Origin of the sequence: Leptolyngbya sp. FACHB-1624 (genome assembly GCF_047649235.1) — a bacterium.
GTDB lineage: Bacteria > Cyanobacteriota > Cyanobacteriia > Leptolyngbyales > Leptolyngbyaceae > Leptolyngbya > Leptolyngbya boryana.
Window position 1 is genome coordinate 4,912,562 of record NZ_CP180258.1, and the last position, 15,726, is coordinate 4,928,287.

The window sequence follows — 15,726 nt, forward strand, 5'->3', positions numbered from 1 at the left end:
TTTAATTTTTTGCGTTGAAGACTTACAAGTTCTCAATCTCAAAGCATAAATCGTCTTGAAAAGAAACCGTTGGTAATCACCTTTACAGTTGTTAGAAATCCGGCAATGTTAGTGTCAAGGTACTTCGCTACTTATCTAAGGGGTTTCAATCGCCATGCCTCAAATTCTTGATCCCGTTCCTTCTAATGGATCTGATCCCGTCCTTTGTTGTTATGTAAATGCTACAAGTCAAATTCAAATTGCTCGGATTACAGATGTGCCAAATTGGTACTTTGAACGAGTCGTTTTTCCAGGTCAGCGATTGATCTTTGAAGCAATCGTGACAGCTCATTTGGAAATTCATACTGGCATGATGGCAAGTGCGATTTTGTCAGATACAATTCCTTGTTCAACTCTGATTGTGACGGAGGGAGACGAGGATGCCTCCTTTCGCCAAGAGCTGAGGTCAATTCTGGCAACTCCAGCGGAATCCTAAATTTTTTCTGCAATTTTTATAAGAAAAACCGCTTCGTCTATCGATTTGCTTAGTAAAAGGTGTGGGGATTCGTTAAGAAACAACCGCGATCGCATTTTGATCGCGGTTGTTTTTTGCACAATGAGAAGGCGAGTTAGGTAGAACGTTTTGGATTTACCGTCCTTTCTTTGGTTATGGCGAATTGCTGCTTGGGCGATGGGTTTGACAATCGTGGCGTATTTGCTTCAAGCAGCGACGGGATCAGGATTATTATTTGGCATCAAATGGGTGAGATCGCTGCATATTGGCGTAGGAATTGCGATCGCGATTTTAGTCTTGGTCTTACTGGGAATTGGCATTGTCGGAACCCTAGGGCATTACGGCAGTTTAGGTCATTCCAATCATTTATGGTCGGGGCTGGCTGTCGTTGAATTGGTATTTCTTTCTGCCTGGAGTGCCGTACAGATTCCCACTCAGCCTTGGGCACGTTCTGTTCACATTGGCGTGAATTTTCTCTTATGCTTAGGGCTAATTTGGGTCTCGATCACCGGGTGGGAAGTGGTTCAAAAATATCTTTCTTGACTCTCTTTCTTGGATCTTTAGTAAAAGGTATCGAAATTACTCTTCAAAAAGCGATCGAGATCCGCAAACGAGCAAGCATGAGTCGGAGTTGGCGTATCGTAACCTTTGAGATCAACGTTATATCGCTCAAAGAACGCCAACTCACCCACATGACTTGCCAGATGCCGATACGTCGTTTCACCCATCGCAATATCGAGTCCGATTTGTTTCGTTGCTGTTTCTAATCGAAATGCTGCATTCACGGTATCACCCAATGCTGTGTAATCGGGTCGATCTCCGCTACCTGTGTTACCGACCATCGCAAATCCCGTATTCACACCTGCCCCGATCCGAATCGGAAATGGCAAGGGATAGTCTCGATACAAATCACTCGTCATCTTATGAAGCGCATTAATCGCCTGACAGATTCGTAGTGACTCATCCCGCTCGACTCCATGCGCTCCATGCGTCCAGACCGCCATCACCGCATCGCCAATATATTTATCGACCCAACTGCCATACTCTCGAATAATCTCACCTGCTTGGCGAAACCAAGTCCCGATCATCTCAGAAAGAATGCTTTCGTCTAGCTGACGCGTCAGAATCGTAAAATCGCGAATATCAACAACCAAAACCGAGATTAAACAGCGCACTGAGAGCGCTGCGGTTGCCGTGAAATCTTTAGAGTCGAGATCGCTCGACGGAGCAGGACGATTCATAGGACAGAAGAAATCTAGTTCAGTCTGTCCAAACGTGAGACGATCGCCATTCTGCAATGTCACCGGAATGCTCACCCGCCGCCCATTCACAAAAGTGCCGTTGCGACTGCCGAGATCGATCAAATAATATTCTCCCGTTTCCATCCATTGCAGCATGGCATGGTTACGTGAAATCCAGCGATCGCCAATCACAAATGTGTTATCCTCGCTCCGTCCAATTGTCCAGCAGCTATTACCCACTAAAGGCAAGCGCTGACGATTGAGATCGCTATGTAGGATGAGATGAGGAATAGGTTGGAGAGTTACCACAGGCTCAACAAGGAAAATAAGGTCATTCTTTCCTTATGATGCAACGCTTGCGATGGAAATGTGTCAGTAGTAGCGCTTGTAATGTAAAGGTGAAGTGAATTATTTTTTACTGTATTTTCCGCAGTATTCAACTGATAGAAATTGCGTGCAATCGCGCTATCTACGAGTTTATGCCAGGGTTGCTGCAATCCAGAAAAGACTGTCAACTAGAATGGTACTGAGAACAGCACCACCAAATGCTACCCAATGCGGCGTTTTCACCCGCAGCGAGAGAACACCGATTACAAGGAGTAGTGTAGCTAGTGAAATCACCCAGAAAATGCCATGAGGTGTGTACATTTGCATAAGAGCTTCTTGAAAGATCGGCTGCACTGCATCTGGTTCTACCTGCATTAATCGCCGCCAATACGGAATCAAGTCACTCACGTAGAAATATAAATCAGTGATTGCAGTTCCAAAGAGGGAGCCTAAGTAGAAAAAGTTTCCAAGTTTGCACCAATTCTGCCGCAATCCCCAGATCGCGATCGGCAGCCCAATCGCTTCGATCGGTAAATGTAACGTGGGTTCCCAACGCATCCACCCCCAGTAAAGCGAGCCAGCAAGCCATGTCCAAGTGAATCCTGTGATTAACTCACCCCAGTGTTGTGTTTTTGATTTCGCAGAAAGCGAGATCGAGACCCAAACCCATACTGAAGTGAGTAAAAGGCAGAGCAGCGGAATCGATCGGACTAAGGGCGCTTCAAAGAACACAGGAACCGACACCAAAAAGACCGATGCACCGAAAATGAGACGATTGCGCGACGGGAGTTGCCGCTCTATCAGAGAAGATTCAGTGAGAGAAGATTTAGAAACCGCGATCACTTCAGCCTCTTGGGATGGGGTGGGGGTGGGCGAATAGGAAATCAAAGGAAAATTTAATCCTGTTCATTTTATTTACTTAACTTAACATTACCATAGGATTTTCTGGGGACGGGAGCCTCAATTTGTAAATCATTCTTAAGGAGAATGCCCCCCCTAGGCATATTTCAGAATAGCGGAACTATCTTGAAATTGCGAATAAATTTAGGAGAACGAATTCAGAAATCGCTGAAATGGCAGTACACTGCACAGCGAGAGTTCTGCTCCTAGTTTTTGAAGGTTGAGAAGCGCATGACCCCACTTTTAGTCGTTGCTAGTGAGAGCAATAGTCTGTTTGCTCTTTTCCAAGGTGTTGTCTTGGGTTTAGTGCAAGGAATTACAGAGTTTCTGCCGATCAGCAGTACGGCGCATTTGATTATTTTTACAGATGTGTTCGGCTGGCAGAACCAATGGAAAAAAGAAGCGATCGATGCGATTCAGTTCGGCAGTGTCATCGCGGTGCTGATGTACTTTTGGAAGGATATTCGGAATATTCTCTCAGGAGCTTTGGGGGCATTTGTGCGCAAGGAGTGGTATCGCGAAGACTGGAAGATCTTTATCGGCATTGTCTTCGGAACAGTTCCAGCCTTAGCGGGTGGCTTGATGCTCAAGGAGTCGGGCATCAAGTTAGAGAGTGCGACACTAATTGCTGTGATGTCGATCGTGATGTCGCTTTTGTTGGCACTTGCCGAGAAAGTCGGTTCTCGGAAACGGGGGTTTGATGAGCTTGAGGTTAAAGATGGGATTTTGGTTGGACTTGGGCAAATGATTGCGTTGCTGCCTGGAGCCTCGCGCTCAGGTTCGACTTTGACGACTGGCTTGTTTTTAGGATTACGCAGAGAAACAGCGGCTCGATTTTCCTTTCTGCTCGGTCTGCCGACTTTGGCGATTGCCACCTTAGTGCAAACGAAAGATGTGTTGCAAGATGGTTCAATGGGAATGCCTTTGCTGTTTGGCATCATTTCAGCGTTTGTGTTTTCGTATTTATCGATCGCTTGGCTGCTGAAGTTTTTGCAGCGTCAGAGTACTTGGGTCTTTGTCTGGTATCGCTTGGCGTTAGGCATTACATTATTAGCCGCAATCGCCACACAAGTTCTAAAGGCTTAAACTAGAGAAGCTGTCAAAGTTCGAGTCATGAGCGAGATTTCTATTCGTCCGGCGTTAATTACTGGGGTGTTGTCGGGTTCAATCGCGCAAGAGATTGGATTTGAGGTGGGCGATCGCATTGTATCGATCAACGGCGAAAAGCCTCGCGATCTGATCGACTATCAGTTTTTGTGTGCGGACGAATTTTTAGAACTCGACGTGATCGATCGCAAAGGAAAAACCCATCAGATCGAAATTGAGAAGGATTACGATGAGGATCTGGGTTTGGAGTTTGAAACGGCTCTGTTTGATGGGTTGATCCAATGTACGAATCGCTGTCCATTTTGCTTTATTGATCAACAGCCTCCGGGCAAGCGAGATAGTCTTTACCTCAAAGATGATGACTATCGGCTGAGTTTTCTTTATGGGAGCTATTTGACTCTGACGAATTTGACTCAGCGCGAGTGGAACCGGATTGAACAGATGAGGCTTTCCCCACTTTATGTTTCAGTTCATGCAACTGAAGCAGATGTCAGAACTCGGTTGCTGAAAAATTCAAGAGCAGGTCAAATTCTCGACCAGATGCGATGGTTCCAAGAACGACAGCTACAGATCCATGCTCAAGTGGTTCTCTGTCCTGGTATCAATGATGGTGAGCACTTAACTCGGACGATCGAGGATCTAGCGCAGTTTCACACAGGAGAGATTCCAGCAGTTGCGTCGATCGCGGTGGTGCCCGTTGGACTGACCCGATTTCGACCCGATGAAGATGAGTTGATTCCCGTTTCCCCGGAGAAAGCGAGAGAAGTAATTGCCCAAGTACAAGCACTGCAAGCTAAGTTTCGAAAAGAGCAGGGCAGTACGATTGTTTGGTTAGCAGATGAGTGGTTCTTAATTGCTGGAGCCGATTTACCTCCAGAATCACACTATGAAGACTATCCACAAATTGGTAATGGTGTAGGTTCGATTCGATTGTTCCTAAAAGAGTTTGAAACAGCAGCACAACGACTTCCACAGAAGATTGCGCCTGCACGCGAGTATATCTGGGTTTTGGGGAATGCAGTTGAGAGAGCGTTTCTGCCGATTCTCGATCGCTTAAACCAAGTTCAAGGTTTGACGGTCAAAATGGTTGCTCTGAATAGCCAGTACTGGGGTCAGAGCATGACTGTCACGGGGCTACTGACTGGGCAAGACATTTTGGCAGCACTGCAAGGGAGAGCGCTCGGAGACGGAATTCTTTTGCCGTCTTTGATGCTGAAACAAGATGCAGCCGTATTTTTAGATGACATGACTGTGGCAGATTTGGAGCATCGATTGGCAACGAAAATTACGATCGTTCAAGGGGTTGAAGGTCTGATTGAGGCTTGCCAATCGATGCAGGCTATTGCGGTTTAATTGCAGTTGCTAGATAGCTCTGCCCACTCGCAACTATGCAAATATTGTTAATCAGGCTTGCGAACTCGTTCTTCGATATCTTCCAAGGTTTTGAGTACTAGTCGTTTTGCTTGGAGTCGCCAGCCGAGTTTTTGAATTTGGAAGGCGATCGCGCCTCCAGCGATGGTGGCAACAAAATCTAACGGTTGCGACATGGAAATGCCAAACAATAAACCCAATCCAGCAATTCCCCAAAATGGTAGTGCAACCGTTTGACGCTGATCTTCAATGATTGTGCGAATTGGATCAGTTGGCATTTCTGTGAGCAGTTGCTCTTTGACTTGCTTTTGCTCATTGGCAGAAACCGATAAGCCAATTTTTTGTCGGAGCTTTTCAATTTTACGGGCATCGGTACTGTACTGTGTCAGTTCATCTTCTGCCATGAGAATTAAGCGATCGTACTGTCCCATTCTGTTTTGAATAACTCGCCTCCTCTATTGTTCATCAAATTCTGCTTTAATTCAGGGTTTTACGGTTGGATAAGTTTTTGCCGCAAGATTGTAGCAATCAAACGCAAGCCATTTCCTAGTAGACAACCTTCAACATGCCTAGTCCTAAACGATGAGCAATGACTCTAATTTTTGTTTGTTCTTCAGCACTGAGCGGACTGTCTAACGTCATTGCAGCTTGCAGGACTCGATGAGCATCACTTTGAGCAATTTGACCTGTGGCGAGAATTCGGTCAAGCACCGAGCTAACAGCACCATCAGAGCAGGTGGAATTGGTTTGAGTGTAAAGCATCGCAGATCTCGCTAGAGTAGATGTTCAGTAAGCATTGCAGCTTGTGTTCTTGTTTATACTTTCGTCGGCAAGGCGATGATTTCCGTACAGCTAAAGTAAAGAATCAGTGAATCTTATCACTCAGAGAAAATACTGAGATGGGTTGCTTGAAGCTGCGATCGCATCTAGAACTGCCCACGCATATCTAATAGCAGCGCTGATCGATCGAACGATTAGATCAACCTTCGTAATTCTTGTAGCAACCCATGAGGAATTGCTTTCATCAGGTGCCGAGTAGATGAAAGCAATTGAGTTAGCGATGCCGATTTCAACAAAAAAGCCCCCAGAATTTCTGGGGGCTTGCAATCTATCACTCAAAGCAACTTTTGTGCTTATTTGCCGATCACTGCTTTCGCACGAGCCACAACGTTATCGACGGTGTAGCCGAATTTCTCCATAGCAACGTTACCTGGAGCCGAGATACCAAAGCGCTCAATGCTGATTATGTCGCCTTCGCTTCCCATGTACTTCTGCCAACCGAAGCTAGAAGCAGCTTCAACCACGAGGCGTTTTTGATCTGCTTTCGGGAAGATGGTGTTCTTGTAAGCTTCATCTTGCTCCTCGAACAATTCCCAACAAGGCATCGATACCACGCGGACTTTGTGACCTTCTGCACGCAGTTTCTCAGCAGCAGTTACACAAAGGCTCACTTCACTTCCCGTTCCCACCAAGATGATGTCTGGCAGGTCATCGCTACCGGAAAGAATGTATGCACCGCGAGCGACTGCATCGATCGAGCTACCATCCAAGTTCGGCAATGCTTGACGAGTCATTGCCAACAGCGAAGGCTGCTTACGACGCTCCATTGCGATCTTGTATGCACCAGAGGTTTCATTTCCATCTGCAGGACGGAAGACCAACAGATTCGGAATCGCACGCAGCGATGCAAGCGTCTCAATCGGTTGGTGAGTGGGACCATCTTCACCCAATGCAACTGAGTCATGAGTCATGACATAAATCACGCCTGCTTCAGACAGTGCAGAAAGGCGAATCGCTGCCCGCATGTAGTCTACAAACACCAAGAAGGTTGCACAGTAAGGAATCAAGCCCGAATTGTGCAATGCAATTCCATTACAGATTGCGCCCATTGCATGTTCGCGGACTCCAAAGCGGAGGTTGCGGTTTTGGTAAGAGCCTTTCTGGAAGTCACCGAACCCTTTCAGCAAGGTCAAGTTCGAGTGAGTCAAGTCAGCCGAACCACCGATCAGTTCGGGAACCACAGGCGCGATCGCATTCAAGGTCTTCTCAGACGTTTGACGGGTCGCTAAGCCTTTATCTTCAGGCGAGTAGACCGGAAGGCACTTTTCCCAACCGTCTGGAAGCTTGCCGCTCAGCAGGCGCTCAAAGGTTGCTGCATCTTCAGGATATTTTGCTTTGTAGTCTGCAAATGCTGCATTCCAATCAGATTCGAGCTTCGCACCGCGCTCGATCGCTTTGCGCCAGTGATTCAACGCATCTTCGGGAACCACGAAAGGTTCGTAATCCCAACCTAACTGCTTGCGGGTTGCAGCTACTTCGTCACCACCCAAAGCAGCACCGTGAACGCCTGCGGTTCCTTGCTTGTTGGGTGAACCGAATCCGATCGTTGTGCGGATTTTGATCAAGGTCGGCTTGGTCGTTTCTTTCTTCGCTTCTGCGATCGCTGCTTCGATTGCAGCAGTATTGGTATCGCCATCGGGCACAGTGAGAACTTGCCAACCATACGCTTCGTAGCGTTTACCCACATCTTCAGTAAAGGAAACCTCAGTGTCTCCATCGATCGAGATATGGTTGTCATCATAGAGGGCAATCAGTTTACCCAAACCCAGGTGTCCAGCCAGTGAGCAAGCTTCACCCGAAACGCCTTCCATGTTGCAGCCATCACCCATGATCACATAGGTATAGTGATCAACAATCGTTGCATCGGGCTTGTTGAATTTTGCAGCCAGGTGCGCTTCAGCAATCGCCAAACCAACCCCATTACAAATCCCTTGACCCAAAGGCCCAGTTGTGACCTCAACACCCGCAGTTTCAAAATTTTCTGGGTGTCCAGGCGTGCGCGATCCGAGTTGGCGGAACTGTTTGATATCGTCGATCGTCACACTGTCATAGCCCGCTAAATAGAGCAATGCATATTGCAGCATTGAGCCGTGACCTGCGGACAGCACGAAGCGATCGCGGTTGAACCACTGCGGATTTTTGGGATTAAACCGCATGAACTTGTCCCATAGCACGAAGGACATCGGAGCCGCACCCATCGGCAATCCTGGGTGTCCGGATTTTGCTTTCTCAACGCCATCGATCGCTAAAAAGCGAATCGAATTAATGCAAAGTTCTTCGAGTGACTGGGCTGCAACGACCATGATTTCTGTTAAGAATGAACGACGAGTGGGAAATAACGGAAGAATTCGATCAAATCCGAATACTTGATTCCATTATGAGGAAAAGTAGGCACAAATACCTAATCAGAAAAAGCTATCAAAGGCTGTCAACTGATAACGGCCTCCTAATAATCCTAGATAACGGTAGCCAGTTCAAGTTTATGGCTCAAACTTTTTGAAGGCGAGCGTGACATTGTGTCCGCCAAACCCAAAAGAGTTGGACAGCGCAACGTTCACGACATGTTCGCGGCTTTCATTGGCAACGTAATCGAGATCACAAGCTGGATCGGGTTCGACCAAATTAATCGTTGGAGGAACGCGATCGTTGTGGATTGCCATCACGGTTGCAACGGCTTCAATTCCGCCAGAACCGCCGAGCAAGTGACCCGTCATCGATTTCGTGGAGCTGACGAGAATTTGTTTTGCGCGATCGCCCAGAGCAGTTTTAATCGCCATCGTCTCATTTGGATCATTGACGGGCGTACTGGTTCCGTGAGCATTGACGTAATCCACCTGATCCGGAGTGAGTCCGCCATCTTTTAGACAGAACTGAATCGCTCTTGCGGCATCTTTTCCGCCTGGAGTTTGTCCTGTGATGTGATAAGCATCGCAAGTTACGCCATAGCCGACGATTTCAGCGTAAATCTTTGCGCCACGAGCCAGCGCGTGTTCCATTTCTTCGAGCAGAAGAATTCCAGATCCTTCACCTAAGACGAAACCGTCGCGATCTTTATCAAACGGGCGGCTCGCGTGAGTAGGGTCATCATTTCTTAATGAGAGGGCTTTACACGCTGCAAATCCTGCTACTGCAAGCGAAGTGACTGCCGCTTCAGTACCACCGCAAATCATGGCTTGAGCATAGCCGCGTCGCACCCATTGAAACGCATCGCCGATCGCATTCGAGCCAGCCGCGCAAGCGGTCACTGAACAAGAGTTTGGACCTTTTGCACCAATGTGAATCGCCGTAAGACCTGCCGCCATATTCGCAATCATCATGGGAATCATGAACGGACTACAGCGATCGGGTCCTTTGGTCAGGTTAATTTCTTGCTGATCTTCGAGAACTTTCAAGCCGCCAATGCCCGTTCCGATCAAAACTCCGACCTGTTCTGCATTCAGATCATTGATCTCGAAATTTGCATCTGCCAAAGCTTGTTTACTGGCTGCAACCGCAAATTGACAAAAGCGATCCATCCGTTTTGCTTCTTTGCGATCCATATATTGAATCGGATCAAAGCCTTTTACCTCAGCGGCAAAACGACAATCATGCCGAGACGCATCGAATAAAGTAATGGGGGCAATGCCATTACGTCCCGCCATTAGCCCGTCCCAATACTCAGAAAGCGTATTGCCGATCGGCGTAATTGCACCAAGCCCTGTGACAACAACGCGCTTATTTACCGTATTTGTCATGATGTCCAATGAAAAAAGGATGTGGGGATAAAGAATGAGGGACAAGTCACAGTCTTATCCCCCATTCTTCGGAGATTTGACTAAGCCGAGGCTGCAACTTTGCCACTGATGTAATCGACTGCAGATTGAACCGTTGCAATTTCTTCTGCCGCTTCATCGGGGATTTCGATGTCGAATTCTTCTTCGAGTGCCATCACCAATTCAACGGTGTCGAGTGAATCTGCACCTAAATCGTTTGCAAAACTAGCAGCAGGAACAACTTTAGCGGCATCGACACCTAACTGTTCTGCCACGATCTTCTGGACTTTATCAAAAATTTCGGTCTCGCTCATAAAATTCCTCTTGAGTTGCAGCCGCAACGAATCACACTAAACACAGAAATGCTCATTCATTTTGAGCATCTCTTCATCTTATCTGAATGAAGTCATCTCATATCAGATTCGGGTGCGGTGAACATTTTGCCACGATCGCTGACCAAATTCCTCAGTTTTTCTTAAGATCGGTGTTTTCGAGGCGGTGGGCGCTACTATCAAAGTCGGATGAGTCGGGCAAATTCTATGGTTCTGAAATACGCTTATTTCCCTGGTTGTGTCGCGCAAGGAGCGTGTCGGGAGTTGGATCAATCGACCAAAGCTGTGTCGCGATCGCTCGGAATCGAATTGATCGAATTGAAAAAAGCTGCTTGTTGCGGTTCGGGAACGTTTAAAGAAGATTCTCAACTGCTCGAAGATACGGTCAATGCGAGAAATATTGCTTTAGCTGAAGAATTAAACTTGCCGCTCTTGACGCATTGCAGCACCTGTCAGGGCGTAATCGGGCATGTGGATGAACGGTTGAAATCAGCAGATTCAGAGTATTTGAATCAAGTGAATGGGTTTTTGAACCGGGAAGGATGTTCGCCTTATCAGGGAAGCACTGAGGTCAAACATTTACTCTGGGCATTGGTGAGTGATTATGGACTTGATGCGATCGCGGCAAAAGTCACTCGCAAGCTCTCAGGTCTTAAATGTGCAGCATTTTATGGCTGTTATCTCTTGCGCGGGCAGGATCGTCCTTTAGATGATCCATTCAATCCCACGTCAATGGAGAACTTATTTGAGGCAGTGGGCGCAACACCGATTCAGTATCGCGGTCGGACTCAATGTTGTGGATGGCCACTCTCGAGTTATGCAACTGAGCAGTCGTTTCAGATGGCAGGGAAGCATATCAAAGCGGCGATTCAAGCTGGAGCCGATTGTATGGTCACGCCATGTCCGCTGTGCCATTTGAATTTAGACTCGCGACAGCCAGAAGTTGAACAAGTCATTGGAGAGAAATTAGGCTTACCAATTTTGCATTTGCCGCAGTTGGTAGGATTGGCGATCGGGATTTCGCCTTCGGAGTTGGGACTCGATCGCCACATCGTTGCCACAAAATCAGTGCTTGCAAAATTAGGAAAATAGAAAAATACTAAGAAATAGTGCCAGGCTTGACACACTAGGTTACTTTAGTAGGTAAACGCACCGAATTCGTGAGTCTCTATGCAGCTACACTGCACTCGTCCTGGTTGTGCCCGTCCTGTGAATCATTTCGCAGACCTAGACGACCCCAACATCTTAAAATCTGTTCCCCAGAAATTTTGTATGCATTGTGGCATGCCATTGATATTGGTGGGACGGTATTTGCCGACAAAATTATTGGGACAAGGCGGATTTGGCACAGCATTTCTGGCGCGCGATCGCTATACGCCAGGCATGAGATCGTGTGTGGTCAAGCAGTTTCAACCTTCTGGCAATCTCAAGCCTGCTCAGCTCAAAGTTGCTCAAGATCTGTTTGAACGAGAAGCCGAAGTGCTCGAGCAACTCGGACGAGAACATCCGCAGATTCCCGATTTGTTCGCGTTTTTTGAAGTCACTGATCCGAATTCTCCGAAAAACGCCAAATTCTTTTACTTAGTTCAGGAATATATTGAAGGGCAAACCTTAGAAGCAGAGCTAGTTCAAAACGGAAGATTTTCTGAGTCAGACATGCGCAACGCTCTAGAGCAAACCCTGAAGATTTTAGAGTTTGTGCATGAGAATGGCTCAATTCATCGGGATATTAAGCCTTCTAATATCATGCGTCATCAGAATGGGCGCTTCTACTTGCTCGATTTCGGAGCAGTCAAATTTGTCACAAAGGCGGTTGGAAATATTCAAAGTTCAACCGGGATTTACTCCGCAGGATTTGCTCCGCCCGAACAGATTTCAGGCAGCCAGGTTTTTCCTGCAAGTGACTTGTACGCTCTAGCAGCCACTTGTGTGATGTTACTCACTGGAAAATCGCCGCAAGATTTATTTGATAGCTATAACAACCAGTGGAATTGGCGAAAGCAGGCTCAAGTCAGTTCGCAATTTGCAGACGTCCTCGATCGTATGCTGCGTCATGCTCCAGCAGAGCGCTTTCAATCTGCAACTGAAGTTCTCGCCGCCCTCGCTCCAAAACCCACTCCCCCACCTCCCACTCCCCCACTCCCCACTCCGACTCCTCAGCGATCGCCGATTATTTCCCGCTTCTCAACCCTAGAATGGATCGGCGGATCAATCTTCACTGGATTTGAGGCAGGCATTTTAGCGATCGCAATGGTGAGCCTGCTCGGAACAACCCTCATCAGTGCGACCTTCTGGCTGATGTTGGTTGGAATTCTGCTCTTGGCACAGTACTGGCGATTCATTGAAAAGATTGATCTCGTGATTTTGGCAGGCGTTTCACTGTTGACGGTTGGATTTGTCAGGCAGCTAAATGGGGCAGGTGAATTTGTTCGGGCAGGTCATCCGGCACTGAATGTTTTAATTTTTGCAGGCTTAACGGCGTTGGTTGCACTCGCGATCGGACTTGTATTTCGTTTAATCTTCAACCTAGTTTCTCGACTCTTATGACTCAGAAAAACGAAGCCCCTGCTTTACTTTTTTCGTTGTTGATTACAGGTAGCTTGATTGCTGCTGGCGTTTGGTGGCTAGCTGAGAAATCAGGCATTCCGGTTGGTAATTTTGAGCCGAAGCCTTCTGCGACTCCTTTGCCCAATTCAAAGCCTTCAACCGATTGGACAGAGGTGCAGAATGTCCCACCTGGAATTTTTAATTATGGTGGCAGTACGTCTTGGGCACCGATTCGTTTGAGTGTGGATGCAGCACTGCAAGCTGCTCGTCCCGAATTTCGACTGCGTTATGTGAATCCAGTTGGCAGCGCGCCTAGCTCAGCAGTCGGCATTCAGATGTTGTTGAATGGTCAAGTTCAGTTTGCTCAATCTTCACGACCTATCACGCCACAAGAGCAGCAAGACGCACAGCAAAAAGGCTTGAGCTTGAAAGAAATTCCCATCGCGATCGATGGCATTGCGATCGCAGTTCACCCCTCTCAATCTGCACCGGGATTAACCCTCGATCAACTCCGCGAGATTTACTTAGGGCGGATTACCAATTGGCAACAAGTCGGCGGGCAGGATTTAGCGATCGTTGTTTTTTCACGTCGGGATCTCGATGGCAATATCTTCTCTGAGCAAGTACTCAAAGGACAGCCTTTACCTGCAACGACTCAGATTGTTGGCACCACAACAGAGGGATTACAAAAAGTAGGCTCAACTCCTGGGGGAATCTACTTTGCTTCAGCGCCTGAAGTTGTGCCGCAGTGTACTGTGAAAACAATGCCGTTGGGAACAACGAATCAGTTTGTTGCAGCTTACGAAGGATCGCTTGCAACTTGTCCAACTCGGAATCGATTAAATACAAAAGCCTTTCAGGATGGCACTTATCCGCTGACCCGCAATCTTTCGGTAATTGTGAAACAAAACAATAGCAGAGAACAACAAGCAGGTGAAGCATATGCGAATCTGCTTTTGAGTACTCCAGCACAGGAGGCGATCGCGAAAGCAGGATTTGTGCGCGTGCGTTAATTTCCTCGTGGCTCTGTTGCAATAATATGCACATCAATGTTGCGCAAGGATTTTAGCAATCGCTGAGTCAGAGAGCCGCGAATCAAAGTGCTCCAGTACGATCGACGACTTTCCCCAATCACAATTTGCGTAATTCGGTACTCTTGAGCAACTTGTGCGATCGCTTTTGCTCGATCGGGTTCTGTTACGCGAATAAATTGACCGCCAAACTCCTGACAAACTCGCTCACAAGTCTCGATATGTAAGGTTTCTGCTTTTGTTAAAAATCGATCTGGCGCGTTGACAAACAGACAGTAAAGTAACCCGTGCATATATCCTGAAATTCTAGCTCCGCGCCGAAGTAACTGAATCGAATTGGGATACGTCGAAATGCAGACTAAGATGCGCTCATGAATGTTACAGAATGAAGCATTCTCACTTTCAATCTCCTTCTCTTCAACATTATCGGCAATCTCTCGCAGCGCTAGTTCTCTGAGTGCAATCAAATTCCGACGCTGAAAAAAGTTTTGCAAGGCTTGATCAATCTTCTCAGGCGCATAGATTTTGCCATCTTTGAGCCGCTCCTCTAACGTTTCAGGAGTCACATCAACTACGACAATCTCATCGGCTTGTTCTAAAACGCGATCGGGGATTCTCTCTCGGACAACAACGCCCGTAATTCGAGCTACCAGATCATTCAAGCTTTCTAGATGCTGAATGTTGACGGTCGAGAACACATCAATTCCCGCTGCCAAAATTTCTTCGACATCTTGATATCGCTTCTCGTACTTTGAACCTGGCACATTCGTATGCGCTAGCTCATCAATCAACGCAAGCTGAGGCTGGCGAGCCATCACTGCTGCTGTATCCATTTCAGTGAGGACAACTCCCGAAACCAGCAGTTGTTGGCGGGGGACTTGTTCTAGCCCAATCGCTTTTTGCGCGGTTTCCTCTCGGTTATGCGTTTCGAGTAGCCCGATGACAACATCGACACCTTCTTGTTTCAAGCCGCGCGCTTCTTCAAGCATCTTGACCGTCTTCCCAACACCAGGCGACATGCCGATGAAAATCTTATGCTTGCCCCGACGAGAAAGTGTGTTCATGGAGAGTGACTTCAAAGACTTCAGCAAACGCGATCGCAATTCTTTCTTTGACCTCTTCGACCGTAACGCCTGGAACAAACTGCGCCAAACTTCCGACCGGCTTATCTGCAATTCCACACGGCACAATTCGCTCAAATCCAGTCAAATCAGGGCAGACATTCAACGCAAACCCATGCATCGTAATCCAACGACTGACTTTTATCCCAATCGCCGCGAGCTTTCGCCCCTCCACCCAAACCCCAGTCAATCCTGGAATCCGAATTCCTTCTAATTCATACATTGCTAGAACTCGGATGATCACTTCTTCCAACTGTCGCAGATACCAATGCAAATCCTTGCGATAGTACTGCAAATTCAAAATCGGATAGCCCACCAGTTGCCCAGGGCAGTGATAGGTTACTTCTCCACCGCGCTCAATTCGATGCAATTCATACTCACCCGGAGCAAACTTGAGAAATCCGACATCCGAACCCTGTCCGAGCGTGTACACAGACGGGTGTTCTAGCAAAATTAAAATATCATCAAGAGCCGCATTTTCTTTGCGCTCATTCACCAGCGATCGCTGCCATTTCCAGGCAGTTTGATAAGGCACTAACCCTTGAGAGTACAAAAAACACGATCGCATAGAGCTTGGTGAATCCCCGATTAATAAGATTCGCTCAAAATTGCAGAAAGATCAAGCGAGAAACAGGGGAGATCACCGCCCTTTTTGAATCAAGAA

Annotated in this window: 16 protein-coding genes; 7 read left to right on the forward strand and 9 right to left on the reverse strand. The window is 47.3% G+C overall.

What is annotated here, in order from left to right:
- Positions 1-154 precede the first annotated feature (154 nt).
- Both ACMUEV_RS23320 and ACMUEV_RS23325 read left to right on the forward strand, forming a co-directional pair.
- Positions 155-475: a DUF1830 domain-containing protein gene (locus ACMUEV_RS23320; RefSeq protein ID WP_017286704.1), complete on the forward strand. Its 321-nt coding sequence runs from the start codon at positions 155-157 to the stop codon at positions 473-475.
- A 147-nt stretch (positions 476-622) separates the two neighbouring features.
- Positions 623-1,036 carry a DUF4079 domain-containing protein gene (locus tag ACMUEV_RS23325; RefSeq protein WP_026148455.1) on the forward strand — a complete coding sequence of 138 codons (414 nt, stop codon included), beginning with the start codon at positions 623-625 and terminating at the stop codon, positions 1,034-1,036.
- 17 nt (positions 1,037-1,053) lie between these two features.
- Here the strand turns inward: ACMUEV_RS23325 and ACMUEV_RS23330 are convergent, their stop codons facing one another.
- On the reverse strand, positions 1,054-2,043 hold the full coding sequence (locus ACMUEV_RS23330; RefSeq protein ID WP_017286702.1) for an adenylate/guanylate cyclase domain-containing protein: 990 nt from the start codon (positions 2,041-2,043) through the stop codon (positions 1,054-1,056).
- 168 nt (positions 2,044-2,211) lie between these two features.
- A complete protein-coding gene (locus ACMUEV_RS23335; RefSeq protein ID WP_190649077.1) occupies positions 2,212-2,949 on the reverse strand; it encodes a DUF3120 domain-containing protein in 738 nt (245 codons plus the stop codon).
- A 243-nt stretch (positions 2,950-3,192) separates the two neighbouring features.
- Here ACMUEV_RS23335 and ACMUEV_RS23340 point away from each other — a divergent pair, with 243 nt between their 5' ends.
- Together ACMUEV_RS23340 and ACMUEV_RS23345 are read left to right on the forward strand one after the other, a co-directional pair.
- Positions 3,193-4,047, forward strand: coding sequence for an undecaprenyl-diphosphate phosphatase (locus ACMUEV_RS23340; RefSeq protein ID WP_190649080.1), 855 nt, complete (start codon positions 3,193-3,195; stop codon positions 4,045-4,047).
- 27 nt (positions 4,048-4,074) lie between these two features.
- Positions 4,075-5,421: a TIGR03279 family radical SAM protein gene (locus tag ACMUEV_RS23345; RefSeq protein ID WP_190649082.1), complete on the forward strand. Its 1,347-nt coding sequence runs from the start codon at positions 4,075-4,077 to the stop codon at positions 5,419-5,421.
- A gap of 47 nt (positions 5,422-5,468) precedes the next feature.
- Here the strand turns inward: ACMUEV_RS23345 and ACMUEV_RS23350 are convergent, their stop codons facing one another.
- The 5 genes from ACMUEV_RS23350 to acpP form a co-directional block, all read right to left on the reverse strand.
- Positions 5,469-5,870 (reverse strand): hypothetical protein, encoded by a 402-nt coding sequence (locus ACMUEV_RS23350; protein ID WP_190649085.1) that lies wholly within the window; start codon positions 5,868-5,870, stop codon positions 5,469-5,471.
- A 115-nt stretch (positions 5,871-5,985) separates the two neighbouring features.
- Entirely contained in the window at positions 5,986-6,201 is a 216-nt protein-coding gene (locus tag ACMUEV_RS23355) for a hypothetical protein (RefSeq protein ID WP_017286697.1), read from the reverse strand.
- Positions 6,202-6,572: 371 nt separating this feature from the next.
- Positions 6,573-8,582 carry a transketolase gene (gene tkt / locus ACMUEV_RS23360; RefSeq protein ID WP_190649087.1) on the reverse strand — a complete coding sequence of 670 codons (2,010 nt, stop codon included), beginning with the start codon at positions 8,580-8,582 and terminating at the stop codon, positions 6,573-6,575.
- A 177-nt stretch (positions 8,583-8,759) separates the two neighbouring features.
- Entirely contained in the window at positions 8,760-10,013 is a 1,254-nt protein-coding gene (fabF, locus tag ACMUEV_RS23365) for a beta-ketoacyl-ACP synthase II (RefSeq protein WP_190649090.1), read from the reverse strand.
- Between the two features lie 80 nt (positions 10,014-10,093).
- The gene (gene acpP / locus ACMUEV_RS23370) at positions 10,094-10,345 is read right to left on the reverse strand and encodes an acyl carrier protein (RefSeq protein WP_017286692.1); all 252 of its coding nucleotides are present in this window, start codon (positions 10,343-10,345) and stop codon (positions 10,094-10,096) included.
- Positions 10,346-10,570: 225 nt separating this feature from the next.
- Here acpP and ACMUEV_RS23375 point away from each other — a divergent pair, with 225 nt between their 5' ends.
- From ACMUEV_RS23375 to ACMUEV_RS23385, 3 genes are all read left to right on the forward strand, one after another.
- Positions 10,571-11,455 (forward strand): CoB--CoM heterodisulfide reductase iron-sulfur subunit B family protein, encoded by an 885-nt coding sequence (locus ACMUEV_RS23375; RefSeq protein ID WP_017286691.1) that lies wholly within the window; start codon positions 10,571-10,573, stop codon positions 11,453-11,455.
- A 78-nt stretch (positions 11,456-11,533) separates the two neighbouring features.
- A complete protein-coding gene (locus tag ACMUEV_RS23380; protein ID WP_190649093.1) occupies positions 11,534-12,910 on the forward strand; it encodes a protein kinase domain-containing protein in 1,377 nt (458 codons plus the stop codon).
- Entirely contained in the window at positions 12,907-13,923 is a 1,017-nt protein-coding gene (locus ACMUEV_RS23385; protein WP_190649096.1) for a substrate-binding domain-containing protein, read from the forward strand. Before ACMUEV_RS23380 ends, ACMUEV_RS23385 begins: the two co-directional genes overlap by 4 nt.
- On the opposite strand, the gene ACMUEV_RS23390 is transcribed toward ACMUEV_RS23385, so the two are convergent.
- A complete protein-coding gene (locus tag ACMUEV_RS23390) occupies positions 13,920-15,005 on the reverse strand; it encodes a sensor protein KdpD (protein WP_190649098.1) in 1,086 nt (361 codons plus the stop codon). The two genes, ACMUEV_RS23385 and ACMUEV_RS23390, sit on opposite strands and share 4 nt — an antisense overlap.
- On the reverse strand, positions 14,974-15,630 hold the full coding sequence (lipB, locus tag ACMUEV_RS23395; RefSeq protein ID WP_190649101.1) for a lipoyl(octanoyl) transferase LipB: 657 nt from the start codon (positions 15,628-15,630) through the stop codon (positions 14,974-14,976). The genes ACMUEV_RS23390 and lipB overlap by 32 nt, the downstream gene beginning before the upstream one ends.
- Positions 15,631-15,726: the final 96 nt, after the last annotated feature.